This window comes from Nonomuraea sp. NPDC004702 (assembly GCF_053601695.1).
In genome coordinates this window covers 116776-141294 of the sequence record NZ_JBSGCE010000002.1, presented here as the reverse complement: position 1 = coordinate 141294, position 24519 = coordinate 116776, and the positions used below count along the sequence as shown (strand labels likewise).

Below are 24519 nucleotides of genomic sequence, written 5' to 3'. Positions count from 1 at the left end.
GAGACTTTCCGCGTGGCCCCCTCGGGCGAGGCGGCCAGGGAGGCGCTCGGCGCGCTGCGGGCCGAGGTGTCCAAGGCCGTGGTCGGCCAGGACGCCGTGGTCACCGGGCTCGTCATCGCCCTGCTGTGCCGGGGGCACGTGCTGCTCGAAGGCGTGCCGGGCGTGGCCAAGACGTTGATGGTGCGCACTCTCTCAGCGGCCCTGTCGCTCGACTTCAAGCGCGTGCAGTTCACGCCCGACCTGATGCCGGGCGACGTGACCGGCTCGCTAATCTACGACGCGAAGTCCAGCGAGTTCGAGTTCAGGGAGGGGCCGGTCTTCACGAACCTGCTGCTCGCCGACGAGATCAACCGCACCCCGCCCAAGACGCAGGCGGCGCTGCTGGAGGCCATGGAGGAGCGGCAGGTGAGCGTGGAGGGCGCGGCCCGTCCGCTGCCCGACCCGTTCGTGGTCTGCGCGACCCAGAACCCGGTCGAGTACGAGGGCACCTACCAGCTCCCCGAGGCCCAGCTCGACCGGTTCCTGCTCAAGCTCACCGTGCCGCTGCCGCCGCGCGACCACGAGATCTCGGTGCTCGAACGGCACGCGCGCGGCTTCGACCCGCGCGACCTGTCCGACGTCAAGCCCGTGGCCACGGCCGAGGACCTGGCGGCCGGCCGCGAGGCGGTCTCCCAGGTGCACGTGGCCCCCGAGGTGCTCGGCTACATCGTCGACGTGGCCCGCGCGACCAGGAGCTCGGCGTCGCTGCAGCTCGGCGTCTCGCCACGTGGCGCGACGGCGCTGCTGGCCGCCTCCAGGGCGTGGGCGTGGCTGTCCGGGCGCCCCTACGTGACGCCCGACGACGTGAAGGCGCTGGCCAGGCCGGCGCTGCGGCACCGCGTCCAGCTGCGGCCCGAGGCCGAGCTGGAGGGCGCGACCGCCGACGGCCTGCTCGACGGCATCCTGGCCTCGGTCCCGGTCCCGCGCTGATGGCCCGCTCCGACGCACGCGAGAGGTCCGCGGCAGGCTCGGCCGGGAGGCGCCGATGGCTCTGACGGGACGCGCCGGGCTGCTCGCCGCGGCCGGGATCGTGGTCGTGCTGCTCGCGCCGCAGCCCGGGGCCGCGCTGGCCGGGGTCTGCCTGCTGCTGGCCGCCGCGATCATCGTGGACCTGGTGTTCGCGGGCGCCGTGCGGCCCCTGCGGTTCCACCGTTCGGGCGACACGCTCGTACGTCTGGGGCAGACGGCCACGGTCGAGCTGATCGTGGAGAACCCGGGCCGCCGGCGGGTGCGCGGCCGGATCAGGGACGCCTGGCCGCCCTCGGCCGGGGCCGTCCCCCGGGTCGCCGAGCTCGACGTGCCGGGCGGCGAGCGGCGCAGGATCGTGGTCACGCTCAACCCGACCAGGCGCGGGGACCGGTCGTCGGTGGCGGTGACCGTGCGCTCGGTCGGGCCGCTCGGCCTGGCCGCCCGTCAGGGCAGCCACCGTTCGCCCTGGTCGGTGCGGGTGCTGCCGCCGTTCCTGTCGCGCAAGCACCTGCCGTCCAGGCTGGCGCGGCTGCGCGAGCTCGACGGCCGGCATCCGGCGCTGGTGCGCGGGCAGGGCACCGAGTTCGACTCGCTGCGCGAGTACGTGGTGGGCGACGACGTGCGGTCCATCGACTGGCGGGCCACGGCGCGCCGCAACGACGTGGTCGTGCGCACGTGGCGGCCGGAGCGCGACCGGCGCGTGCTGATCGTGCTCGACACCGGCCGCACGTCGGCGGGCCGGGTGGGCGACGCGCCGCTGCCCCTGGCCGGGGCCGCCGCGCAGGGCCCGGGGCTGCTGGTACGTCCCGACCCGCGGCCCGCCCCCGGCTGGCCGCGGCTCGACTGGTCGATGGACGCGGCGCTGCTGCTGGCCGCGCTCGCCGCCCGGGCCGGCGACCAGGTCGACTTCCTGGCCTACGACCGGGCGGTGCGCGCGTGGGTGAGCGGCGCGTCCCGTACCGAGCTGCTGTCGTCGCTGGTCAACGTGATGGCGCCGATCGAGGCCGAGCTGGTCGAGGCCGACGGGCAGGGCATGGTGGCCGCCGTCCTGTCCCGGGCCAAGCGGCGCTGCCTGGTCGTGCTGCTCACCGACCTCAACGCGGCGGCGCTCGACGAGGGCCTGATGCCGGTGTTGTCGCAGCTGTCCTCGCGGCACCTGGTGCTGGTCGCGGGCGTGTCCGACCCGCGGGTGGCGGCCATGGCGGCCAGGCGCGGCAGCACCGAGGAGGTCTACGACGCGGCGGCGGCCGAGCAGGCCCAGCTCGCGCGCAGGCGCATCACGGCCAGGCTGCGCCGGCACGGCGTCGAGGTCGTGGACGCGCTGCCCGAGGACATCGCGCCCGCGCTGGCGGACGCCTACCTGGCGCTGAAGGCCGCGGGCCGGCTCTAGACCGGGGGCCGCTAGGCCGTGGGGGCGACGTCGGGCGCGCGTTCGACGTCGCCGGTCTCGTTCTCGCGCAGGGCCCTGCGGCCGAAGACGATCACGTACGCCAGGAAGGCCGCCTCGGCGAGCACGCCGATGCCCACCCGCACGGCCGTGGGCAGCCCGGACGGCGTCACGAACGCCTCGATGAGGCCCGACACGAACAGCACCACGACCAGCCCGAGCGCGACGCTCATCACGGCCCTGCCCTGCTCGGCCAGCGCCTCCAGCCGTTTGCGCGGCCCCGGATCGATCACCGTCCAGCCCAGGCGCAGGCCGACGGCGGCGGCCAGGAAGACGCCGGTCAGCTCCAGCAGGCCGTGCGGCGTGATCAGGCCGAAGAAGATGTCCAGCTTGCCCCTGGAGGCCATCAGTCCGGCCGAGACGCCGACGTTCTCGGCGTTGCTGTAGAGGATGAACGGGATGGGGATGCCGAGCAGGATGGCGTAGATGATGACCTGGGCCGACACCCAGGCGTTGTTGACCCACACGTGGCTGGCGAAGGAGGCGGCGGGGTGCTCGGAGTAGTAGTCGGCGAAGTCGTGGTCGACGAGCTGGGCGATCTCGTCCGGCGAGGCGATCGACGCCTGCACGTCGGGGTTGGCGGCCACCCACGCCCCCAGCACCCACGCGACCGCGATGCTGGCCAGCGCCGCGGCCAGCCACCACCACCGCGCCCGGTAGGCCACCACGGGGAAGGAGACGGTGAAGAAGCGGGCCAGCTCCCGCCAGGCGGGCGTGTGCGCGCCGGTCACCGCCGACCTGGCCCTGGCCACCAGCGCCGACAGCCGTCCGGCCAGCACCGCGTCACGGGAGGAGGAGCGCACGATGGACAGGTGCGTGGACACCCGCTGATAGAGGTCGACCAGTTCGTCCACTTCCGCGCCGGTCAGCGAGGAGCGGTTCTTGACCAGGTGGTCGAGCCGGTCCCAGACGGGGCGGTGTGCTGTGACGAACGCATCGATGTCCACCCGACCATTGTGGCCGCTCGATCAATGCGGCATTGCCGTTAGGCTCCACATATGTCAGAGGTTGTGACCGGGGACGCCGTCGTCGTCGAGGTGCGGGTGGCCCAGATGCCCTCGCGCGCGCTGGCGTTCGTCATCGACATGACGGTGCAGCTCGTCGTGCTGATCGGCGCGTACATGCTCCTGGGCGCGTTCGCGGTCGTCTCGGACGACGCCATGCTCGGCGCGGCCATGATCGTGCTGCTGGTGCTGGTCATGATCGGCTATCCGGTGCTCTTCGAGACGCTCAGCAGGGGGCGCAGCCTCGGCAAGCTGGCGCTCGGCCTGCGGGTGGTCGCCGACGACGGCAGCCCGGAACGCTTCCGGCAGGCGCTGTTCCGCGGGCTGGCCGGGCTGGTGGAGTTCTGGATGTTCTCCGGCGCGCCCGCGCTGATCTCCTCGCTGGTCTCCCAGCGGGGCAAGCGGCTCGGCGACATCTTCGCCGGGACCATCGTGATCTCCGACCGGGGGCCGCGCGAGAGCGGACAGGCCATCCTCATGCCGCCGCCGCTGGCCGCGTGGGCCGCCACCCTGGAGCTCTCCCAGCTTCCCGAGGAGGTGGCGCAGGCCGCCCGCCAGTACCTGATGCGCTGGCACGACCTCACGCCGCAGGTCCAGCACGACATGGGGGTGCGCATCGCGACGCAGACCGCGGCCTTCGTGTCGCCGGCCGCGCCCGCGGGGGTGCCGCCGCACGCGTACCTGAGCGCGGTGCTGGCCGAGCGCCGGCGGCGGGAGGAGGCCCGCTTCGCGCGCCAGGCCGCCCTGGCAGCCGGCGCCGCGCCGCGGCCCACGCCGTACGCGCCGTACCCGCAGCCGGGGCCGTACCCGCAGCCGGGGCCTCATGCGCCGCAGGGGCCCTACCAGCAGCAGGGGCCGTACCCGCAGGCGCAGCCGCAGGCGCAGCCGCAGGCGCAGCCGCAGGGAGCTCCGCGGCGGCCTCAGCCGGGGCCCGCGCCGGAGCCGCCGAAGGCGACTCCGGGCGGGTTCGCGCCGCCGCAGTGAGCCGGCGGCGCGGGATCATGCAGCGGATCAGTTGCCGCCGGGGACGCCGCGCCCGTGCTCGGGGTACGAGCCCTGCGTCTGCGCGTTCAGCTGGCCCATCTTGACGCTGTTGGCCTGGTTCGTCCGCGGGTCGTTGAGCTTGAGCACGTCCAGGCCCAGGTTGAAGTCCGAGCCGTAGATGTAGCCGTTGTAGTAGTACGCCGACCAGAAGCCGCCGTCGAGCGGCGGAGCGGTCTCGTCCGGCCCGCGCTCGAAGTAGGCGATCTCCTGCGGGTGGGCGGAGTCGGTGAAGTCCACCACCGAGATGCCGCCCTGGTACCACGCCTGCACCATGACGTCGCGGCCCTTGACCGGGATCAGCGAGCCGTTGTGCGCGACGCAGTTCTCGGTGTCGGCCTGGTGCCGGGCGATCTTGAAGTAGCCCTTGAACACGAGCTGCCCGCCGACGATGTCGTAGTAGGCGTTGGCGCCCTTGTTCGGGCCGATGGCCGCGTTGCAGGTGGCCCGGCTGCCGCCGCCCAGCTCGTCGGTGAAGACGACCTTCGTGCCCTCGTTGTTGAACGTGGCCGAGTGCCAGAACGCGAAGTTCACGTCATCGCGCACCTTCGCGGTGACCTTGGGCTGCTCGGGGTCGGAGATGTCGAGCAGGATGCCCTCGCCCATGCAGGCGCCCGCGGCGATGCCCTTCTCGGGGTAGGCGGTGATGTCGTGGCAGCCGGTGGTGGCCGACTTGCCGTTCGGGTACGGCAGCGGCAGGCCGGGGTTGCCGCCGTCGGGGAACAGGTTCGGCGTCGCGATGACGGCCGCGCCGGCCGGGTTGTCCAGCGGGACCTTGATGATCGAGATCAGGTCGTGCGGCGGCTTGCAGTCCGGGTAATTCGCGTTGGGGCCGTAGGAGGAGACGTAGATGTAGACGTTCTTGCCGTCGCGGCCGGGCACCAGCGTGTTGGTGTGCGAGCCGCAGTTCGTCTCGACCGACTTGACGTACTTGGGGTTGGACTTGTCGCTCACGTCGAAGATGCGCATGCCCTCCCACGACTCCTTGACGGAGGCGCTCTGGGAGGTGCTGCTGCACGAGTCGTCGTTGCGCGAGGAGTCGACGGACCCGAACAGCAGATTGCCGTAGACGGACATGTCCATCTGGCCGCCGGGGCACACGACCGAGCTCACCAGCGACGTCTTCTTCGGCTGCTTGATGTCGTAGATCGAGAAGCCGTAGTAGTTGCCGACGAAGGCGTAGTCGCCCTGGAAGGCCATGTCGGTGTGGATGTCGGACAGCGCCTGTGGCTTGGGCACGTTCGTGACGTGCGTGATGTTGGAGCTCATGACGATCTCGCCGGGAGCCGGGATGTCCGCAGCCTGGGCGGGCAGTGTGGCGCCCGTTGCCGCCACGAGGGCGGCGACCAGGATGAGGGCCCTTCGGGGGGTGAACACTCCGTGGTCCTCCTATAAAGGGGGCATAAATCTCCGTCATCGTCGCTCACGCCGCCAGGACCTGGCCAGTGTCCAATGTGTCAAATCTTGTTCCGTTTCAACCTCTTTCGCTGGAGCGGTATATGGCCTAGAGTCCGCATTCTCGTCCCGAGCCAGTCAGGAGGCCGAGTGCGCGGCGCGCTCATCGTCATCGCGGGCACGCTGATTGCCCTGTCCGGCTGCTCCTCCGGCGCGTCCTCCGCCCCGCGGGCCGACTCCACCGCGCCGGTGCTCGCCCCCGGCCGTCCCGGCGAGCAGGCCCGCACGCTGGCCCCGGGCGAGGCGGCCACCGCCGTCCCCGGGCCCACGGCCAACGCCGCCGACATCACGTACGTCCAGGACATGATCGTCCATCACCGGCAGGCCCTCGACATGGCGATCCTGGCTCCCACCAGGGCGGACTCCGTCAAGCTCAAGGGCCTGGCCGACCGGATCAAGACGGCCCAGGGCCCGGAGATCCAGTTCATGACCACCTGGCTCAAGGAGCAGGACCAGAAGGTGCCCGACCACCACGCGGCGCACGGCGACATGCCCGGCATGGCCACGCCCGAGCAGATGGCGGCGCTGAAGGCGGCCACGGGCAAGGACTTCGACCGGCTGTTCCTGGAGCTGATGATCAAACACCATCTGGGCGCTCTTGAGATGTCCGACCGGGTCCTGACCGCGGGCTCGCACATCAAGATCGAGGAGCTGGCCACGGACGTCAGCGTCACCCAGACGGCCGAGATCCGCCGCATGCAGGAGATGCAGGCGGCTCTCTAGCCTCCTGGAAGCTCCGGTCTCCCAGGAGCTCTGGTCTGTCTCCTAGGAGCCGACCCGCCAGGAGTGGAGGTAGTCCTCCTGCTCCGGGGTCAGCGTGTCGATGCCGATGCCGGCGGCGGCCAGCTTGAGCTTGGCCACCTCGTGGTCGATCTCCTCCGGCACGTCGTACACGCCGGGCACCAGGCCCGCCCGCTGCCCCGCCAGCCAGGCCACGGCCAGCGCCTGCGCGGAGAACGACATGTCCATGACGGCCGCCGGATGGCCCTCGGCGGCGGTCAGGTTGACCAGTCGGCCCTCGGCCAGCAGCAGCAGGCGGTTGCCGTCGGGCATGACGTACTCGTCGGTGTTCGGGCGCACCCCCCTGTGCACCTCGCGGGCCATCTCGTCGAGGGCCCGCACGTCGATCTCGACGTCGAAGTGGCCGGCGTTGGCCAGGATCGCGCCGTCCTTCATCACGGACAGGTGCTCGGCCCTGATGACGTCCCGGTTGCCCGTCACGGTGACGAACAGGTCGCCGATCATCGCCGCCTGGGCCATGGGACGCACCTCGTAGCCCTGCAGGGTGGCGTCGAGGGCCTTGACGGCGTCGATCTCGGTGACGACGACCCGCGCGCCGAGCCCCTTGGCCCGCTCGGCCACGCCGCGCCCGCAGAACCCGAACCCGGCCACCACGACCGTACGGCCCGCGAGCATGGTGTTGGTGGCGCGCATGATCCCGTCGAGGGTGGACTGCCCGGTGCCGTACCGGTTGTCGAACATGCGCTTCGTACGGGTGTCGTTGACGGCCACGACCGGGAAGCGCAACGCCTGCTCGGCCGCCATCTGCCGCAGCCGGATGATGCCGGTCGTGGTCTCCTCGCACCCGCCGCTCACGCCTTCGAGCAGGTCGGTGCGCTCGGTGTGCAGGATGTTCACCAGGTCGCAGCCGTCGTCGAGCACGAGGTCGGGGCCGAGGTCGAGGGCCTGGTGGATGTGCAGGTAGTAGGTGGCGCGATCGACCCCGGCCCGCGCGTGCACGGCGATCCCATACGCGCGCAGGGCCTCGGCCACGTCGTCCTGGGTGGACAGCGGGTTGGAGGCGGCCAGCGCGATCTCGGCGCCGCCCGCCTTCAGCGCGCCCATGAGCACGGCCGTCTCGGCGGTGACGTGCAGGCAGGCCGCGATCTTGAGCCCGTCGAGCGGGCGTTCGAGCGCGAACCGCTCGCCGATGGCGGTCAGCACCGGCATCGAGCGCGCGGCCCAGGAGATCTGCCGCTCGCCGCTTTCCCAGAGATCCATGCCCAGCCCCTCGCGAAAGAGCACGGCTCCGGGAGGGCCCCCCTCCCGGAGCCGCCCAGCCGATCAGTAGCGGTAGTGGTCGGACTTGTACGGGCCCTCGACGTGCACGCCGATGTAGGCCGCCTGCTCCTTGGTCAGCTCGGTGAGCTTGACGCCGAGCGCGTCGAGGTGGAGGCGGGCGACCTTCTCGTCGAGGTGCTTGGGCAGCGTGTAGACGCCGATCGGGTATTCGGCCGTCTTGGTGAACAGCTCGATCTGCGCGATCACCTGGTTGGTGAAGGAGTTGGACATGACGAAGCTGGGGTGGCCGGTGGCGCAGCCCAGGTTCATCAGGCGGCCCTCGGCCAGCACGATGATCGAGTGGCCGTCGGCGAAGACCCATTCGTCGACCTGCGGCTTGATGTTGTTCTTCACGATGCCGGGCAGCTTGGCCAGGCCGGCCATGTCGATCTCGTTGTCGAAGTGGCCGATGTTGGACACGATCGCCTGGTGCTTCATCTGCGCCATGTGCTCGGCGGTGATGATGTTGAAGTTGCCGGTGGTGGTCACGAAGATGTCGGCGATGCCGACGACGTCCTCCAGCGTGGTGACCTGGAAGCCGTCCATGGCCGCCTGGAGGGCGCAGATCGGGTCGATCTCGGTGACGATGACCCGGGCGCCCTGGCCGCGCAGCGCGTCGGCGCAGCCCTTGCCGACGTCGCCGTAGCCGCAGACCACGGCCACCTTGCCGCCGATGAGCACGTCGGTGGCGCGGTTGAGGCCGTCGATGACGGAGTGGCGGCAGCCGTACTTGTTGTCGAACTTGGACTTGGTGACCGAGTCGTTGACGTTGATCGCCGGGAAGAGCAGCTGGCCGTTCTTGTGCATCTCGTAGAGACGGTGCACGCCGGTGGTGGTCTCCTCGGTCACGCCCTTGATGCTCTCGGCGATGCGCGTCCAGCGCTTGTCCTCGCCGACCGTGCGGGTGAGCAGGTCGATGATGACGTGCCACTCCTCCGGGTCGTCGGCGCCGGCGGGGGGCACGGCCCCGGCCTTCTCGTACTCGGCGCCCTTGTGCACGAGGAGCGTGGCGTCGCCGCCGTCGTCGAGGATCATGTTGGGGGCGTCACCGCCGGGCCAGGTGAGGGCCTGCTCGGTGCACCACCAGTACTCCTCCAGCGTCTCGCCCTTCCAGGCGAACACGGGGACGCCCTTCGGGTCGTCGACGGTGCCCTCGGGGCCGACGACGACCGCGGCGGCGGCGTGGTCCTGGGTGGAGAAGATGTTGCAGCTGACCCAGCGGACCTCGGCGCCGAGCGCGACCAGCGTCTCGATGAGCACGGCCGTCTGGATCGTCATGTGCAGGGAGCCCATGATCTTCGCGCCGCGCAGGGGCTGGGAGGCCGCGTATTCCTTGCGCATCGCCATGAGGCCGGGCATCTCGTGCTCGGCGAGCCGGATTTCCTTACGGCCGAAGTCGGCAAGTGAAAGGTCGGCGACCTTGAAGTCCATCGGGATTCCCCTCGCGTCACGATTGCTGTCGCGGACGAGTTTAGGCGGCGCTCGGGCAGCCCCGCATCTCCGAGACAGCGAAACTGACGTAAGAATGTAAGGATGCGCATCACGGAAGCGGCCAAGCGGCTCGGCATGTCCCCACGAATGCTCCGATACCGGGAGGCACTGGGCCTGCTGCCGCCGGTCCGTGAGCGGGGGGCGCACCGCAGATTCGGGCCCGAGGAGCTGGCCGCCGTGGCGCAGGGGGTGGAGCTGGAGAAACGCTTCGACGTCTCGCCCGCCGAGCTGGCCTTCGCGTTGCGCGTGCTGAGCGAGCCGCAGGTGGCCGCGGCCGTGCGCGACCTGGGCGTGCGCATCGGCCGCATCCAGGTGCCGCGCCGGGCCCTGGACTTCGAGAAGGAGAAGGCCCTGAGGCTCCTGCGACCCCAGGGCTGAGCGTCAGCTCGTCGTCGTGCGCAGCCGGTCGAGGTCGGGCTCCAGGTAGATCACCCGCGCGATCGGCACGGCGTCGCGGATGCGCCGCTCGGCCTCGTCGATGCCGCGGGCCACCTCGCCGGCCGTGTCGTCGTGCTCGACCGCGATCTTGGCGGCCACCAGCAGCTCCTCGGGGCCGAGGTGCAGCGTGCGCATGTGGATGATCCTGGCCACCTCGGGCGCCCCTTCCAGCGCGGCCCGGATCTGCTCCTCGACCTCGGGCGAGGCGCCCTCACCGAGCAGCAGCGACTTGGTCTCGACGGCCAGCACGACCGCGATGATCGCCAGCAGCACGCCGATCATGAGGGTGCCGATGCCGTCCCAGACGCCGTCGCCGGTGATGACCGCCATCGTCACGCCGAACAGCGCGAAGATCAGACCGAGCAGCGCGCCCAGGTCCTCCAGCAGGATGACGGGCAGCTCGGGCGACTTCGACCGGCGGATGAAGGCGAACCACGACTGCTTGCCGCGCAGCGGGTTGGACTCCTTGATCGCCGTACGGAAGGAGAAGCCCTCGGCGATGATCGCGAAGATCAGCACCGCGAACGCCCAGATGGGCTTGTCGACCTCGGCCGGTTCGGAGATCTTGTGCCAGCCCTCGTAGAGGGAGAAGACCGCGCCGATCGTGAACAGCACGACGGCGACCACGAACGCGTAGAAGTAACGCTCGCGCCCGTAGCCGAAGGGATGGGTCTTGTCGCTGGCCCGCTGGGCCCGTTTCCCGCCGATCAGCAGCAGGAGCTGGTTGCCCGAGTCGGCGACCGAGTGGATGCCCTCGGCCAGCATCGAGGACGACCCGGTGAAGAACGCCGCCACGAACTTCGACACCGCGATCGCCAGGTTGGCGCTCAGCGCCGCAATGATTGCCTTCGTGCCACCACTCGCGCTCACCGGACGTCTCCACTCATAAAGATCACCTAAAAAGACCCTGACATGGGATCCTATTGGGAAATCCTGGCCCGAAGCTCATTGATCGTGGCCACAGGCGTCGGATCGACGGCGTAGCCGAGGGCCAGGTAGGTGGCGGCGTAGTCGGCCAGGCCGACGAGCGTGGCCAGCCGTTCGAGCGGATGCACGCCCTCCGCGGCCAGCTCGGTGACCGGCACGTCACGGTCGTGCGCGAGCCGCAGCGACGCCTCGCGCTGCCGCGTGACCTGGGGATGTTCCTCGACGTCGCGCAGCATGACGAGCCTGAGCGTCGGCCCGGCCTCGTCGGCGAAGATGTCCCGCTCGGCCAGCGGCCCCTCCAGAGCCGCCACCTGGTTGTGGCCGGCCTCGGGCAGCTGACCGAAGACCGCGGGGTACTTGCCGGTCTCGTTGAGCTGGCAGGCCAGCCGGTACGCCGCCGCGCAGGCCACCGGCGAGGAACCCCAGATCATCGGGATGCTCTCGGCCAGGTCCATGGCGAGCGATTTACCCGGATTGACGAAGGACTCGCTGGAGGGACGGCAGCGGTTGGCGATGTCCTCCAGGATCGCGGCCACCCGCTCGAACACCTCGGGCCCGGCGGTGACCAGCCCGAGCGCCGACGCGGCCACGATCACCGGAACCGTCAGCAGCCACAGCCCCGACCTCGGCTGCCCCTCCACCCGCACCGGGACGTGGATCGCCGACGCCTGCACGGCCACGGCCTCCAGCGGCGAGCCCGGCGGGCACACCGCCAGCAGCCCGCACCCCCGCCGCACGGCCTGGACGGCGACGGAGACCGTCTCGTCGTCGTCGCCGGTGGCGGAGACGGCGATGACCAGGTCGGTCGCACCGACCCAGCCCGGCAGCTGGTAGGACCGCAACGTCACGATCGGCGCCGGCACGCCGTTGCCGCACACCGCCGCGAGGATGTCTCCGGTCAGGCCCGCCGTGCCCATGCCCGCGACCACGACGGCCCGCGGGCGGCCCTGGGCGGACAGCCGGTCGACGCCGGCCTCGACCGCGGCACGGTGACCCGTGCGCACCTGGGCGGCCGAGGCCGCGACCGCGAGCAGCATGCCGCCCGGATCGGCCGCGGTGAGGTGTTGCTGGTCATCGAGCCGCCCGGGCTCCCAGGTCACGGCTTCCTTGCCTCATCGACCAGCAGGACGGGGATGTCGTCGCGCACGGGGTAGATCAGACCGCAGTCCGTGCAGACCAGCTCCTCGGTCTCGGCCTCGGCGCGCAGGGGCGCCTTGCAGGCCGGGCAGGCCAGGATCTCCAGCAGCCAGTCGTCGATCTTCACAGTGACACCCTTCCCACGATGGCGAGGACCTCGTCCTTGATCGCCTTCATCTTGCTCTCGTCGGCCGCCTCGGCGTTCAGCCTGAGGAGCGGCTCGGTGTTGGACGCGCGCAGGTTGAACCACCAGTCGGGGCCGGTGATCGTCAGGCCGTCGAGCTCGTCGACCTCGCCGCGGCCCGCGAAGGCCGCGCGGACGAGCGCCAGCGCCTCATCCTGGTCGGCGACCGCGCTGTTGAGCTCGCCGGAGGCGTGGTAGCGCGAGTAGGCGGCCACCACCTGGGACAACGGGCGCTCCTGCTCGCCGAGCGCGGCCAGCACGTGCATCGCGGCGAGCAGGCCCGAGTCGGCGAACCAGAAGTCGCGGAAGTAGTAGTGGGCGGAGTGCTCGCCGCCGAAGATCGCGCCGGTGCGGGCCATCTCCGCCTTGATGAAGGAGTGGCCGACGCGCGTGCGCACGGGCGTGCCGCCGTGCTCGCGGACGATCTCCGGCACGCCGAGCGAGGTGATCACGTTGTGGATGATCGTGCCGCCGGGGTCTTTGGCCAGCTCACGGGTGGCGACCAGGGCGGTGACGGCCGACGGCGAGACGGACGCGCCCCGCTCGTCGACCACCCAGCAGCGGTCGGCGTCGCCGTCGAAGGCGAGGCCCAGGTCGGCGCCGCTCTCGACGACGGCCCGCTGCACGTCGAGGAGGTTCTGCGGCTCCAGCGGGTTGGCCTCGTGGTTGGGGAAGCTGCCGTCGAGCTCGAAGTAGAGCGGGACCAGCTCCAGCGGCAGGCCCTCGAACACGGCCGGGACGGTGTGGCCGGCCATGCCGTTGCCGGCGTCGGCGACGACCTTGAGCGGCCGGATCGCCGACAGGTCGACGAGCCCGCGCAGGTGGGCGGCGTAGCCGGACAGCAGGTCCTTCTCGATCAGCGACCCGGTCGGGGTGGCGGGGGCGCCCAGCAGCTCGGCCGCGCGGTCGCGGATCTCTGCCAGCCCGGTCTCGCCGCCGATCGGCACCGCGCCGGCGCGGCACATCTTCATCCCGTTGTAGCGGGCCGGGTTGTGGCTGGCGGTGAACATCACGCCGGGCAGGCCGAGGCTGCCGCTGGCGTAGTAGAGCAGGTCGGTGGAGCCCAGCCCGGCGAACACGACGTCGGCGCCGCGCGAGCGGGCGCCCCTGACGAACGCCTCGGCCAGCGGCACGGAGGACTCTCGCATGTCATGGGCGACCACGACGGACGCGGCTCCGGTCACCTCGACGAACGCCGCACCCACGGCCTCGGCGATCGGCTCGTCGAGCTCGTCGGGAACCACCCCGCGAACGTCGTACGCTTTGAAGATCTTGGCGAGGTCGCCCACTCTCCAGCTCCGCCCTAGGTCGTTTGTCGTGTGAAACGAGCCTACCGGTCGCGGTGCTGCTGGGCCGACCGGAGAACGCGCAGGTGGCCCCTGCGCCCGACCTCGACCCCTTGGCCGACCGGCTCGCCGCTGCCGGACGGGGTGGGCCTGGCGGCTTCCCTGACCGCGTTGGCCAGCGCCTCCAGGTCGTCTGAGCTGGGGGAGTTGCCGTCGGTGGGGAGCCGGACGACCTCCCAGCCGCGGGGAGCGGTCAGCCGCTCGGCGTGTTCGGCGCACAGGTCGTAACAGTGTGGCTCGGCGTACGTCGCCAGAGGGCCGAGAACTGCGGTCGAGTCGGCGTATACGTACGTGAGCGTGAAGACGGCAGGCTGGCTGCAAGCGGTGCGGGAACAGCGGCGGACGGGGCTCACGGAGGGACCGTATCTGGTAAGAGTGCGAGGCGCCACTATCTGAGCGCTCTTAACGAGCGTGTCGCCACAATTCGGACACCTGTCGCAGGCTTTCCACCCACATGCGCCGATGCGCGCGCCTGAGGGACAACCTTGCCCCCTCGCCGCTGACGCCACACCGGTCGCGCCGTACTTTCGGGATTCCTTGATCGACGGCCGAGGAAGGTGACCATCCGGAACGGACAGCCGGGCACGAGGGCGTCCGTCGGAACCCACGCCCCCTGACGGCGGCGGCGCGGGCGGGGGTTCCGGGGGTTCGCGGGCACGTGCCCTTACACTTGGTCGGTGACTCCAAAGCGCGGTCCCAGACGGCGCGATCGCCACGGTCGTGGCCTGCGCGGCCCCCTCGCCCCCTCCCACGTCCCCATGGCCCGTTCCCGCAGCGAGCGCTTCGACGACCTCGTCCTCGACGCCGTCGACCGGCTGCGGCCCCGGTGGGACAAACAGCTGTCCGCCGTGGAGTTCGCGGTCGAGGAGGTGCCGCCGCTCAACGAACTGGGCGACGGCCCGAGCATGGGCACCGAGCCGATCCCGTTCGGCCGGGCCGACGCGGCCAGCGGCCAGTCACCGGCCGCGGTGGTGATCTACCGCCGCCCGCTGGAGGCGCGCGCCCGCGACCGCGACACCCTGGGCGCGATGGTGCACGACACGGTGGTCGAGCAGGTCGCCACGCTGCTCGGCCTCGCCCCCGAGACCGTCGACCCGGGCTACGACGACCGCCGCTGACCCGCGGCTCCCCCGGGCTGCGACGACCGCCGCTCACCCCCGGCTCACCCGTGGCTCACCTGCCGCTCAGCCGCGGCTCAGCCGGGCAGCACCACGCGGGGGCTGTCGGTCAGCGCGGGCAGCACGGTCCACACGCGCGCGGGCGCGAGCGGCTGGGCGGTGACGAGCAGGCCGTCCTTCTCCCGCTCCTCGATGACCCGGCCGCCGTAGACCTGGCCCGACACGGGCGTGACGACCACGGCGAACTCGCCCTTGCCGCGCAGCCGCACCTCCTTGGTCCGCCCGGCGGGCACCGCCACGTCGTACGGCCTGCCCGCCGCGCCCTTCGCCGGCACCTCCTGCACCCTGACCTCGCCGGGCCCGTCCGGCGCGGTGAGCAGCAGCCGCGTGCCCGGACCGTTGCCCGCGACCGCGCTGCCCAGGTCGAGCGGGGGCGTGCCCGCGGTGAACGCCACGTCCAGCCGCCGCCCGGTGCCGGTGGCGACCAGCCCGGCCACGATCGGCGCGGGCGCGGTGAGCACGAGCGCGGCCGCCTCGCCGCCGATCCCGGTGGTCACGTCCAGCGCGACCACGCTGCCGGCGGGCACGTCGACGCTCTCGCGGCCTCGCATCGCGTACGTGGCGTCCTCGCTGACCGCCTTGACCTGCACGGACACGTCGTTCTCGCCGGGCGCGGCGACCAGCAGCTCGCGCCGCCCGCCGCCGCCGGGGATGCCGGGCACCACCACGCGGGTGGCCGGGGGCGCGGCGAGCGGCAGCCAGTCCACGCCGCCGCCGCGCATCGACGCCCTGGCCGCGACCGCGAGCCGGCCGAAGACGGTGGTCACGCCGACGGCCATGACGTCGGCCGAGGGCGCGAGCGTCTTGAGGTCGATCTCCTTGTGCTCGCCGGGCGCGATCTCCAGGCCGCGGCCGGCGTCGCCGGAGACCAGGCCCTCGGCCGCGTACACCTCGACGTCGGCCTGGGCCGGGGCCTTGTCGGCGTTGGTTAGGTGCAGGATCACGTCGGCCGCCGCGGGGCCGGGGCCGGCCAGCCAGGCCGACTGCGCCGGCTCGGTGCAGCGCACCCCGGACAGCCCGCGGGCCGCACCCGAGGTGACCCGGGTGGTATATCCGGCTTCGAGTGCTCCCGGGCCGTTCGTCACGTACGGCTCGGCGTTCTTCATGACCTCGTGGGACAGGCGTCCGGGCAGGTAGACGTTCATCCGCGCGCCTTCGGCGCCGGGGCAGACGGCCGTCACCGACTCGACGGCGACCTTCCGCGGCCCCTCGGCCCTGGCGGCCGGGACGGGGGCCGGGCGGGTGACGAGGGCGACGCCGTACAGGGCGGACAGGGCCACCACGACCAGCACCAGCAGGCCGAACCTGTTCTCCACGAATGCCTTCATCGCACCCCCGCGGGCACGGGGACGGCCGCCTCGACGCCCTCGACCGCGCCGCTCCCCCGGCGTCCCGGCATGGCCAGGACCAGCACGATCAGGGCCAAGGCGCCCTGGGTCCACAACCAGGGCGCGTGCAGGACGTCCGCCGGCCGGGCGGGCACGCGGGTGAACGGCTCGGTCAGCCGCCACAGGCCGCCCGCCTCCGACAGGCTCATGCGTTCCAGCGACGGCTGGGAGTCCAGCGACCTGGCCAGCGGCGGCGGCACCGGCGCGGCCACCGCCAGCATGGCGATCCCGTGCTGGGCCAGCGTCGCGGCGTCGGTTCCGCCACGGCCGCCGACCAGTCCGCGCGCCGCGTCCGCCACCTTCGACCGTCCCTCGGACGCGACCGGCAGCTCGGCCTCGCCGATCAACGGGGTACGGCCGTGCAGCACGGTGAAGGCGTCCCCCTTGACGACCAGCGTGCGCTCGCCGTGCCGGGTGCTCCACGCGGCCAGGGCGGGCAGCACGCCGGGCGCGTGGCCGGTCAGCGGGCCGCGCACCCCGTACGCCACCCAATATCCGGCGGCCAGGATCGGCGTGCTCACCGCCGCGGCCACCACCAGGGACGCGCCGATCCTGCGCAGCCCGCCGTCGGCCCGCAACTCGGCCAGCCGGTGCGCGGTCAGGCCGACGAGCACCAGCAGCCCGGTCCCCGCGAACGCCAGCGGCACGCCGGGCCAGGCCCGTGCTCCTTCGACGCTGATCCGGCTGACCAGGACGGCCGCCAGCACGCCGTACAGCGTGACGCCCCAGCCGATCGCGACGATCAGCCGCTGGCGGCGCATGAGCAGCGCGGCCAGCGCCGTCACCACCAGCCCGGCCGTCACCCAGAACGGCGGCAGCCCCGGCCCTCCCGGGCTGAGCGCGAGCAGCGACTCCGGCGCGAGCCCCGCCGCCACCAGGGCGGGATCGTGCAGGCCCGCCTCCAGGAGGATCCGGCCCGGGTCCGTGACCAGCCCGGCCAGCCACGGGAGCAGCAGCGCGACGGGCACCGCGAGCGCGATCACCATGGAGGTCACCACGCCGCGCCGCACCCCGCCGTACGCGACGGCGGCCAGCACGCCGAGCACCGCGAAGAGCGGGTACACCAGCGGGACGAACGCCGTCCCCACGGCCAGCAGCAACCCCAGCCCCCAGGCCGCGCGCCGCGCGCGGCGCCGTTCCCCGGACAGCAGCGTGGCGCCGAGCGCGGCGTACACCGGGACCAGCACGAACACCACCGCCGTGCCGAGCCGTCCGGACGCGATCGCGCCGGTCGCGACGGGCAGCAGCGCGTACGTGCCCGCCGCCCACGCCCGCGCGGGCACCGCCGGGATGACGTGCCGGGTCGCCAGGTACGCCGACGCCCCGGCCAGCGGCACCGAGCCGAGCAGCAGCACGGACACCGCCAGCCACGTCTTGCCGAGCGCGAGCGTCGAGGCCAGCGCCAGCAGCGCCACGTACGGCGGCGCCCAGTCGGTGGAGCCGAGCCCGATGTCGTGGAAGCCCTCGGTGTAGAACCGCCACAGGTCTCCCGCGCCGCCCGTGACCGGGACCAGCGCGCCGCCGCCCAGCCGGTCGCCGCCGAGCAGCGACCGTTCGGCGGCCAGCGAGATCACGGCCAGGGCGATCATGAGGACGACGCCGGGCCGCCGGAGGAGGCCCTTGACCACGCCGGTGTCGGCGGGCGCGCGGTCCTCGTCGTCCTCGGGGGTGGAGTGGTGGTGGCGGCCGGTGGAGTCGACGGGGCCCGCGCCGGCGAGGAAGCTCTGCACCATGTCGGTCAGCCGCCGGTAGGCCGCCCCCGGCGGCGTCAGCAACCGCTTTATACGAATAAATCCCTTTTTACGGCCTTCGCGGCGGGACCTGCGCGCCTTCAGCAGCCGGAACGGATGCGCCAGGATCGACCCCAGCGCCACCATCTCGTCCAGCGCGTTCGCCGGCTGCTTGCCCACCAGGAACAGCAGCGTGCGCAGGGCCGACCCGGCCAGGTTCCGCAGCAGCGCCCACACCATCACGCGGAACGGCAGGTTCGCCATGACGACGAACATCGCGTTGCGCCGGTCGAGCCTGCGCGGATGGTCGCCGCTGACCGTGATCCGCCGCCGTCTGCGGGCCGCCGCCTCGGCGTGCCAGGCCACCGCCGAGGTGACGGCCAGCACCCGGTGCCCGGCGTTGCGCACCCGCCAGCACAGGTCGAGGTCGTCGCGGAAGAGCGGGAACAGCGGGTCGAGACCGCCGAGCCGCTCCCAGACGTCGCGGCGGACCAGCATGCCCGCCGTGGAGACCGAGAGCACCTCCCGGGTGCCGTCGTGCTGCCCCTGGTCGAACTCGCGCGGCTCCAGCCCGGTGTCCCTGCGCCCGGTGAGGCCGACGGTCACGCCCAGTTCGAGCAGGCGCCTGCGGTCGAGCCAGTCGCGCAGCTTCGGGCCGAGCACCGCCGCCTTGGGATCCTGCTCGGCCGCCATGAGCAGGGCCTCCAGCGCCCGCCGGTCGGGGGCGCAGTCGTCGTGCAGCAGCCAGAGCCACTCGTCCTGGCCGCACGGCGGCAGCCGGTCCAGCACCTCCGCCACCGCGTCGCCGAAGGAGGCCGAGCGCGGGAGCGTGAGCACGTTGGACGCGCCGAGCGCCTGCGCGAGCAGGTCGGCCGAGCCGTCCCTGCTGCCGTTGTCGACCCCGGCGACGCGCTCCGGCCTGCGGCTCTGACCAGCCAGCGCGCGCAAGGTGTCCCCCAGCCAGCGGCCGCCGTCATGGGCGACGACGATCGCGGTGACGAGGGGGCGTGACATGGGCGGGCGACTCCAGCGTTGATCAGGCGCGCCCACCCTACAGGTGACATCACACGCGAAAAAGGGCCACGCGGGCTACCGCGTGACCCTTTCGCTCATATCCCCTAAACGGCCTGGCGCTTGATCCGTCTGCGCTCCCGCTCCGACAACCCACCCCAGATGCCGAAGCGCTCATCGTGTTCGAGCGCGTATTCCAAGCACTCGGCACGGACCTCGCACGATCGACAAACCTTCTTGGCTTCTCGGGTGGAGCCGCCTTTTTCCGGGAAGAACGCCTCCGGATCGGTCTGCGCGCACAACGCACGCTCCTGCCATCCGAGTTCTTCAGCGTCAAGCTGATCCTGTGCGATGACCGGATCGGTCACTGCACACCTCCCTGCCGCCCGCCCGCAATGGAGCCCCCCATGGACGCCTTCCTCCTACCCACCCACGGGAAGGCGTAACAACATGGTTGTAATTACACGCGCGTGCCGTACGTGACGTCAAGCGGCATGACGGTATCCGGGGAAAGACCGACTCTCGCCCCGGTGTGCTCGGCATGTGGTGTTCGCACCAGGCCGAGACCCCCTGCACAGCAAGGCTTCGACCCGGTTCGTTCAACGCTGTCAGCGGTCGGAACCGTATCAGGGCGGGGTAGACGCCCGCCCTTTGGGCCACCTTCTCTCTAGCCGTCGTTTGCCGGTCCGTTACCTGCGTGGCTCGTTGGGCGTGTATATGGCCGTTGGGTCGATTGGGTCGTCACCCGGGCGGTTCTGGGCGCCCAGGGCGTCCCCGAACTGCGAGGGGTCGAGCCGCATCGTCGACTCGCTCTGCGCCTCGTTCCAGCCGGCCGGGGCCTGGTGGGTGGGGCGGTAGGTCTGGGGCTGCTCGTACTGGCCCTGCTGGGGTTCGTACGCGTTCTGCTGCTGCTGGTACGGCTGGGCCTGCTGCGGGTGGCCGAACGGGTCGTCGTACGGCCGGGCCGGCTGGCCGGCGTAGTCGGGCACCCGCAGGTCGGGCTGGGTGCCGGAGGCGGCCGTCGAGCTCTGGTAGGTCTCGGCCTGCTGGTAGGCGTCCAGGAGCTGCTGGGAGCGCGGGTCCACGGGCGGGTCCGGCTCCTGGAAGGCGGGGGTGGCGTACTCGTGGCCGGAGTAGCCGGTGAACGGCTGGCCGCCCTGCTGGTCGAAGGCGTTCTGCCGGTCCTGGTACGGCTGCTGTGGCTCCGCCTGCGGGTACGGGACGCTCGGGCTGGTCTCGCCGCTCGGGTACGCCTGGTCGGCGAAGGCGTTCGGGGAGCTGTTGCTCGGGGCGTACGGGTTCTCCGGGGTGGGGTAGCCGGACTGGCCGTACGCGCTGGGCTGACTGTCGGCCGGGACGTACGGCGCGGGGGTGTACTCGCCGGCCGGCGGCTGGTAGCCGGAGTCGGGGAGCGTCTCGGACGGGGTGTAGGCGGGCGGGGCGTACCCCTGGTCCTGGCCGAAACCCTGCGGCTGCGCGAACGGCTGACCGGCCGGTGCCTGGGGGTTGCCGAAGGGCTGCTCGGCGGACGCGGCGGGAAGCGCGGCCCTGGCCGGCTGGTAGGGCTGCTGCTGGTACGGCTCGGACTGCTGGCCATGCGAAGGCTGGCCGAAGGGAGCCTGGTCAGGCTGACCGTGCGAAGACTGCCCGAAGGGAGCCTGGTCAGGCTGGCCCTGGGCGGGCTGGCCGAACGGGGCCTGCTCGGGCAGCTGACCGTGCGAAGACTGCCCGAAGGGAGCCTGGTCGGGCTGCTGGCCGAACGGGGACTGATCAGGCTGGTGGCCCTGGGCGGGCTGGCCGAACGGGGACTGATCGGGCTGGCCGTAGGCGGGCTGCTGGCCGTGCCCCTGGCCCTGGGCCTGGCCGTAGGCGGGCTGGCCGTCGGAAGCCTGGGGGGCGTAGGGGGACTGCGCCTCGGTCGCGTGCGGGACGGGGGTCTCCTGCTGGTGGCCGTAGCCGGGGGCGTCGGACTGGCCGAAGCCGGGCGCGGAGGGCGCGGGTTGGCCGTAACCGGCGGGGTCGGGCTGGCCGAAGGCGGCGGCGGGCTGGCCGTAACCGGGGGTGGACGGCTCGGGCTGGCCGTAGCCACCGGCGGCGGGGTCGGGGTGGCCGCCGTAGCTCGGGGGCTGCTGGCCGTAGCCGGGCTGCGCGCCGGGGTTCGGCGCCTGTCCGCCGCCGTAACCCGGCTGCTGCCCGAAGGCGGCCTGCTGGTCCTGCTGGCCGTAAGGGGCCTGCTGGTCCTGCTGCCCGAAGGAAGCCTGGGAGTCCTGCTGGCCGTACGGAGCCTGCGGGTCCTGCTGACCGAAGGCGACGGTGGCGTGCTGGCCGGACGGGGGCTGGGGCGCGTACCCGGCGGAGGCGGCCTGGGGCTCGTAGCCCGAGGACGGGGGCTGCGGCGCGTAGGCCGGGGACTGCTGGCCCGAGGGCGGCTGGGGCGTGTAGCCCGGGGACTGCTGGCCCGAGGGCGGCTGGGGCGCGTAGCCCGAGCCCGCTGGAACCTGGCCCGACGGCGGTTGCGGGGCGTAGCCGGAGGAACCCGGCTGGCTGTCGGAAGCCGGGGGCTGGGCGTCCTGGCCCGGGGGGAGCTGGGCGAGCGCGGGCTGCTGGCCGTAGGGGGTCGGCGCGGCGTGCGGCTGCGCGTACGCGGGTTGGGGCGCGGGGTCGGGCCGGCCCTGCGAGGGCTGGTCGGGCTGGCCGTAGGCGGGCTGGTCCTGCTGGCCGAACTGCTGGGGGCGGCCGTACTGGGGCTGGTCCTGCTGGCCGAACTGCTGGGGCTGGCCGTAGTGGGTGGTGGGACGGCCGTACCCGTCGAGGGTGGGGATGGGGGTCCGGCCGGGCATGACCTCGGGGAGCAGGTAGACCAGTCCGACGGCGGTCAGCGCGAGCATGGGCACGCCGGTGAGCACGTACTCCACCACGCCACGGAAGCCGCCACCGGCGAACAGCCCGACGATCAGCGCCAGCGCGCCGAACACGGCGGCGAGCAGCAGGCCGGCGGCCGAGCCGTAGGCGATGAGCCGGGCCTTGGGCGAGCGTTCGCCCGTCCTGGTGACGAGCAGCACGGCGCCCACGAGCAGCGCGGTCACGACCGGGCTGGTCAGGCCCGTCAGGTTCGCGGCGGCACGGGTGGCGAACCCGCCGCCGAGCGGGCTGCCCGAGCCGATCAGGATGTGGCCGATCGTCAGGACGACGTCCACCACCCCGGTGACGAGCATGATCCAGGCAGCCGGCTCCCGTAGTCGGGCGGCATTTACTTTGCTCATGAGTAACCCCCATCGGACCCTTTGGCCCGAAGGGAGTTTGCCACATTGCCGACTTTCGCGGCGGATGTCCCAAGAACCTCTTCCATCCCATTTACCCCTATAGCTGGAGCTTCATTGCTCCGAAGTGGGGCAGAACCACTCCCCCCACGGGGATGTCGGACGCCGATGGAAGACTGGGACGCATGCACATCGTGTCACTCGCCGGCGGCATCGGCGGCGCCCGTTTCCTGCGCGGCCTGCGCGCCACCGCACCCGACGCCTCGATCACCGTCATCGGCAACACGGGCGACGACATCACCCTGTTCGGCCTGCGTGTCTGTCCCGACCTCGACACCGTCATGTACACCCTGGGCGGCGGCATCGACGAGGAGCAGGGCTGGGGCCGGGCCAAGGAGTCCCACGTCGTCAAGGAGGAGCTGGCCGCCTACGGGGTCGAGCCGCAGTGGTTCGGGCTCGGCGACCGCGACTTCGCCACCCACATCGTCCGCTCGCAGATGCTGGAGGCGGGCTATCCGCTCTCGCAGATCACCGAGGCCCTGTGCGTGCGCTGGCAGCCGGGCGTGCGGCTGCTGCCGATGACCGACGACCGCTGCGAGACGCACGTGGTGATCTCCGACGAGCGCGGCAAGCGGGCCGTGCACTTCCAGGAGTGGTGGGTGCGCCTGCGCGCCTCGGTCCCGGCCGAGTCGTTCGCGCTGGTGGGGGTCGAGACCGCCAAGCCCGCGCCGGGCGTGCTGGAGGCGATCGAGCAGGCCGACGTGGTCATCCTGCCGCCGTCCAACCCGGTGGTGAGCATCGGCACGATCCTGCAGGTCCCCGGCATCCGCGAGGCGGTCGCGGCCAAGACCGTGGTCGGCGTCTCCCCCATCATCGGCGGCGCGCCCGTGCGCGGCATGGCCGACGCCTGCCTGACGGCCATCGGGGTGGAGACCACGGCCCAGGCCGTGCTCGACCTCTACGGCGCCGGCCTGGTCGACGGCTGGCTGGTGGCCGAGGAGGACTCCGGGGTGGCGCTCGACGGTGTGCGCGTGGTGTCCCGTCCGATCCTCATGCACGACGCCGAGACGGCCGCCGACATCGCCCGCACGGCGCTCGACCTGGCGCTGGAGCTGGCCCGATGAGCTCACGACGGGTCGAGGTGATCGCCGTCACCGGCATCGGCGAGGTCCGGCCGGGCGACGACGTGGCCGCCCTGCTCAAGGACGCCGACCTGCGCGACGGCGACATCGTGGTGGTCACCTCCAAGATCGTCAGCAAGGCCGAGGGCCGCGTCCGCCAGGCGCCCGACCGCGCGAGCGCGATCGAGGAGGAGACCGAGCGGGTCGTCGCCAGGCGCGGCGACACGGTGATCGTCCAGACCCGCCACGGTTTCGTCATGGCCGCGGCGGGGGTCGACGCCTCCAACACCGAGCCGGGCACCGTCCTGCTGCTGCCTGAAGACCCCGACGCCTCGGCGGCGCGGATCAGGGCCGGGCTGGGCGCGCGGGTAGGGGTGATCGTCTCCGACACGTTCGGGCGTCCGTGGCGCAACGGGCTGACCGACGTGGCGATCGGCGCCGCCGGGGTGCGCCCGCTCGACGACTTCCGCGGCTCCTCCGACCCCTACGGCAACGCGCTCGGCGCCACCGTCACCGCGCTGGCCGACGAGATCGCGAGCGCGGCCGAGCTGGTCAAGGGCAAGCTCGACGGCGTTCCCGCGGCGATCGTGCGCGGTCTGGCCCATCTGGTGACCGACGACGACGGGCCGGGGGTCAGGCCGCTCGTCCGCCCGGCCGACGAGGACATGTTCCGCTTCGGCGCCCGCGACGTCGTGTTCGCCCGCCGTACGATCAGGGAGTTCTCCGACCGGCCGGTCGACGGCGAGGCAGTGCGCAGGGCGGTGGCCGCGGGCATCGCGGCGCCGGCGCCGCACCACACGACCCCGTGGCGGTTCGTGCTGGTCGAGTCGGCGCAGGCCCGCACCGAGCTGCTCGACGCGATGCGGGAGGCGTGGATCGACGACCTGCGCGGCGACGGTTTCACCGAGCAGTCGATCGCCAAGCGGGTCAAACGCGGCGACGTCCTGCGCAACGCCCCCTACCTGGTCGTGCCGTGCCTGGTGATGGAGGGCTCGCACACCTACCGCGACGACCGGCGCAACGCCTCCGAGCGGGAGATGTTCGTGGTGGCGACGGGCGCCGGCGTGGAGAACTTCCTGATCCAGCTCGCGGTCGAGGGGCTGGGCTCGGCGTGGGTGTCCTCCACGATGTTCTGCCGGCCGGTGGTCAGGCGGGTGCTCGACCTGCCGGAGTCCTGGGACCCGATGGGCTGCGTGGCGATCGGGCACGCCGCCGCGCCGCCGCGCGACCGCGCCCCCCGTGACCCGCGCGATTTCATCGTGACGCGCTGAGCCTCTGACGAGAGTCTGGAA

At 72.4% G+C, this 24519-nt stretch carries 21 protein-coding genes; 8 read left to right on the top strand and 13 right to left on the bottom strand.

Features of this window, described 5'->3' with window-relative positions; translation table 11 throughout:
* Positions 1-12 precede the first annotated feature (12 nt).
* Together ACWEJ6_RS03260 and ACWEJ6_RS03255 are read left to right on the top strand one after the other, a co-directional pair.
* The gene (locus ACWEJ6_RS03260) at positions 13-969 is read left to right on the top strand and encodes an AAA family ATPase (protein WP_358282759.1); all 957 of its coding nucleotides are present in this window, start codon (positions 13-15) and stop codon (positions 967-969) included.
* Between the two features lie 55 nt (positions 970-1024).
* Entirely contained in the window at positions 1025-2398 is a 1374-nt protein-coding gene (locus ACWEJ6_RS03255; protein WP_452420882.1) for a DUF58 domain-containing protein, read from the top strand.
* An 11-nt stretch (positions 2399-2409) separates the two neighbouring features.
* Here the strand turns inward: ACWEJ6_RS03255 and ACWEJ6_RS03250 are convergent, their stop codons facing one another.
* Positions 2410-3402, bottom strand: a complete 993-nt coding sequence (locus ACWEJ6_RS03250) for a stage II sporulation protein M (RefSeq protein ID WP_364325757.1) — start codon at positions 3400-3402, stop codon at positions 2410-2412.
* 51 nt (positions 3403-3453) lie between these two features.
* Here ACWEJ6_RS03250 and ACWEJ6_RS03245 point away from each other — a divergent pair, with 51 nt between their 5' ends.
* Positions 3454-4443: an RDD family protein gene (locus ACWEJ6_RS03245; protein WP_452420880.1), complete on the top strand. Its 990-nt coding sequence runs from the start codon at positions 3454-3456 to the stop codon at positions 4441-4443.
* 27 nt (positions 4444-4470) lie between these two features.
* Here ACWEJ6_RS03245 and ACWEJ6_RS03240 read toward each other — a convergent pair whose 3' ends face one another.
* Positions 4471-5877, bottom strand: a complete 1407-nt coding sequence (locus tag ACWEJ6_RS03240; protein WP_452420878.1) for an LVIVD repeat-containing protein — start codon at positions 5875-5877, stop codon at positions 4471-4473.
* A 168-nt stretch (positions 5878-6045) separates the two neighbouring features.
* On the opposite strand from ACWEJ6_RS03240, the gene ACWEJ6_RS03235 reads away from it, so the two are divergent.
* Positions 6046-6678: a DUF305 domain-containing protein gene (locus ACWEJ6_RS03235; protein ID WP_352349257.1), complete on the top strand. Its 633-nt coding sequence runs from the start codon at positions 6046-6048 to the stop codon at positions 6676-6678.
* Positions 6679-6720: 42 nt separating this feature from the next.
* Here the strand turns inward: ACWEJ6_RS03235 and ACWEJ6_RS03230 are convergent, their stop codons facing one another.
* Together ACWEJ6_RS03230 and ahcY are read right to left on the bottom strand one after the other, a co-directional pair.
* Positions 6721-7956 (bottom strand): adenosylhomocysteinase, encoded by a 1236-nt coding sequence (locus ACWEJ6_RS03230; protein WP_352349255.1) that lies wholly within the window; start codon positions 7954-7956, stop codon positions 6721-6723.
* A 63-nt stretch (positions 7957-8019) separates the two neighbouring features.
* Positions 8020-9453, bottom strand: a complete 1434-nt coding sequence (ahcY, locus tag ACWEJ6_RS03225; protein ID WP_452421304.1) for an adenosylhomocysteinase — start codon at positions 9451-9453, stop codon at positions 8020-8022.
* Between the two features lie 96 nt (positions 9454-9549).
* On the opposite strand from ahcY, the gene ACWEJ6_RS03220 reads away from it, so the two are divergent.
* On the top strand, positions 9550-9885 hold the full coding sequence (locus ACWEJ6_RS03220; RefSeq protein ID WP_352323391.1) for a MerR family DNA-binding transcriptional regulator: 336 nt from the start codon (positions 9550-9552) through the stop codon (positions 9883-9885).
* Positions 9886-9888: 3 nt separating this feature from the next.
* Here ACWEJ6_RS03220 and ACWEJ6_RS03215 read toward each other — a convergent pair whose 3' ends face one another.
* The 5 genes from ACWEJ6_RS03215 to ACWEJ6_RS03195 are packed head-to-tail and all read right to left on the bottom strand — an operon-like array spanning position 9889 to position 13892.
* On the bottom strand, positions 9889-10815 hold the full coding sequence (locus ACWEJ6_RS03215; RefSeq protein WP_387668806.1) for a cation diffusion facilitator family transporter: 927 nt from the start codon (positions 10813-10815) through the stop codon (positions 9889-9891).
* 50 nt (positions 10816-10865) lie between these two features.
* A complete protein-coding gene (locus tag ACWEJ6_RS03210) occupies positions 10866-11972 on the bottom strand; it encodes an SIS domain-containing protein (RefSeq protein ID WP_452420875.1) in 1107 nt (368 codons plus the stop codon).
* Entirely contained in the window at positions 11969-12136 is a 168-nt protein-coding gene (locus ACWEJ6_RS03205; protein ID WP_352323388.1) for a Trm112 family protein, read from the bottom strand. The genes ACWEJ6_RS03210 and ACWEJ6_RS03205 overlap by 4 nt, the downstream gene beginning before the upstream one ends.
* Positions 12133-13482: a phosphomannomutase/phosphoglucomutase gene (locus ACWEJ6_RS03200; protein ID WP_452420873.1), complete on the bottom strand. Its 1350-nt coding sequence runs from the start codon at positions 13480-13482 to the stop codon at positions 12133-12135. The genes ACWEJ6_RS03205 and ACWEJ6_RS03200 overlap by 4 nt, the downstream gene beginning before the upstream one ends.
* A gap of 41 nt (positions 13483-13523) precedes the next feature.
* On the bottom strand, positions 13524-13892 hold the full coding sequence (locus ACWEJ6_RS03195) for a DUF3499 domain-containing protein (RefSeq protein WP_352323386.1): 369 nt from the start codon (positions 13890-13892) through the stop codon (positions 13524-13526).
* Positions 13893-14297: 405 nt separating this feature from the next.
* On the opposite strand from ACWEJ6_RS03195, the gene ACWEJ6_RS03190 reads away from it, so the two are divergent.
* Positions 14298-14657, top strand: coding sequence for a metallopeptidase family protein (locus ACWEJ6_RS03190; RefSeq protein WP_221762053.1), 360 nt, complete (start codon positions 14298-14300; stop codon positions 14655-14657).
* A 77-nt stretch (positions 14658-14734) separates the two neighbouring features.
* On the opposite strand, the gene ACWEJ6_RS03185 is transcribed toward ACWEJ6_RS03190, so the two are convergent.
* From ACWEJ6_RS03185 to ACWEJ6_RS03170, 4 genes are all read right to left on the bottom strand, one after another.
* Positions 14735-16045, bottom strand: a complete 1311-nt coding sequence (locus ACWEJ6_RS03185) for a DUF5719 family protein (protein ID WP_452420870.1) — start codon at positions 16043-16045, stop codon at positions 14735-14737.
* A complete protein-coding gene (locus tag ACWEJ6_RS03180; protein WP_452420868.1) occupies positions 16042-18849 on the bottom strand; it encodes a glycosyltransferase family 2 protein in 2808 nt (935 codons plus the stop codon). The genes ACWEJ6_RS03185 and ACWEJ6_RS03180 overlap by 4 nt, the downstream gene beginning before the upstream one ends.
* Positions 18850-18953: 104 nt before the next feature.
* Positions 18954-19214 (bottom strand): WhiB family transcriptional regulator, encoded by a 261-nt coding sequence (locus ACWEJ6_RS03175; protein ID WP_020546325.1) that lies wholly within the window; start codon positions 19212-19214, stop codon positions 18954-18956.
* A 321-nt stretch (positions 19215-19535) separates the two neighbouring features.
* Positions 19536-22109, bottom strand: a complete 2574-nt coding sequence (locus ACWEJ6_RS03170; RefSeq protein ID WP_452420865.1) for a hypothetical protein — start codon at positions 22107-22109, stop codon at positions 19536-19538.
* Between the two features lie 182 nt (positions 22110-22291).
* Between ACWEJ6_RS03170 and cofD the strand changes: the two genes are divergently transcribed.
* Together cofD and ACWEJ6_RS03160 are read left to right on the top strand one after the other, a co-directional pair.
* Positions 22292-23230, top strand: a complete 939-nt coding sequence (gene cofD, locus ACWEJ6_RS03165) for a 2-phospho-L-lactate transferase (protein ID WP_387668821.1) — start codon at positions 22292-22294, stop codon at positions 23228-23230.
* Positions 23227-24498, top strand: a complete 1272-nt coding sequence (locus ACWEJ6_RS03160) for a coenzyme F420-0:L-glutamate ligase (protein ID WP_452420863.1) — start codon at positions 23227-23229, stop codon at positions 24496-24498. The genes cofD and ACWEJ6_RS03160 overlap by 4 nt, the downstream gene beginning before the upstream one ends.
* The last annotated feature ends 21 nt before the right edge of the window (positions 24499-24519 follow it).

Coding starts and splice junctions, on each gene's coding strand:
- ACWEJ6_RS03255 (WP_452420882.1), top strand. CDS start 1,025: ATGGCTCTGACGGGACGCGCCGGGCTGCTCGCCGCGGCCGGGATCGTG.
- ACWEJ6_RS03245 (WP_452420880.1), top strand. CDS start 3,454: ATGTCAGAGGTTGTGACCGGGGACGCCGTCGTCGTCGAGGTGCGGGTG.
- ACWEJ6_RS03230 (WP_352349255.1), bottom strand. CDS start 7,956: ATGGATCTCTGGGAAAGCGGCGAGCGGCAGATCTCCTGGGCCGCGCGC.
- ACWEJ6_RS03220 (WP_352323391.1), top strand. CDS start 9,550: ATGCGCATCACGGAAGCGGCCAAGCGGCTCGGCATGTCCCCACGAATG.
- ACWEJ6_RS03190 (WP_221762053.1), top strand. CDS start 14,298: ATGGCCCGTTCCCGCAGCGAGCGCTTCGACGACCTCGTCCTCGACGCC.
- ACWEJ6_RS03185 (WP_452420870.1), bottom strand. CDS start 16,045: ATGAAGGCATTCGTGGAGAACAGGTTCGGCCTGCTGGTGCTGGTCGTG.
- ACWEJ6_RS03180 (WP_452420868.1), bottom strand. CDS start 18,849: ATGTCACGCCCCCTCGTCACCGCGATCGTCGTCGCCCATGACGGCGGC.
- ACWEJ6_RS03170 (WP_452420865.1), bottom strand. CDS start 22,109: ATGAGCAAAGTAAATGCCGCCCGACTACGGGAGCCGGCTGCCTGGATC.
- cofD (WP_387668821.1), top strand. CDS start 22,292: ATGCACATCGTGTCACTCGCCGGCGGCATCGGCGGCGCCCGTTTCCTG.
- ACWEJ6_RS03160 (WP_452420863.1), top strand. CDS start 23,227: ATGAGCTCACGACGGGTCGAGGTGATCGCCGTCACCGGCATCGGCGAG.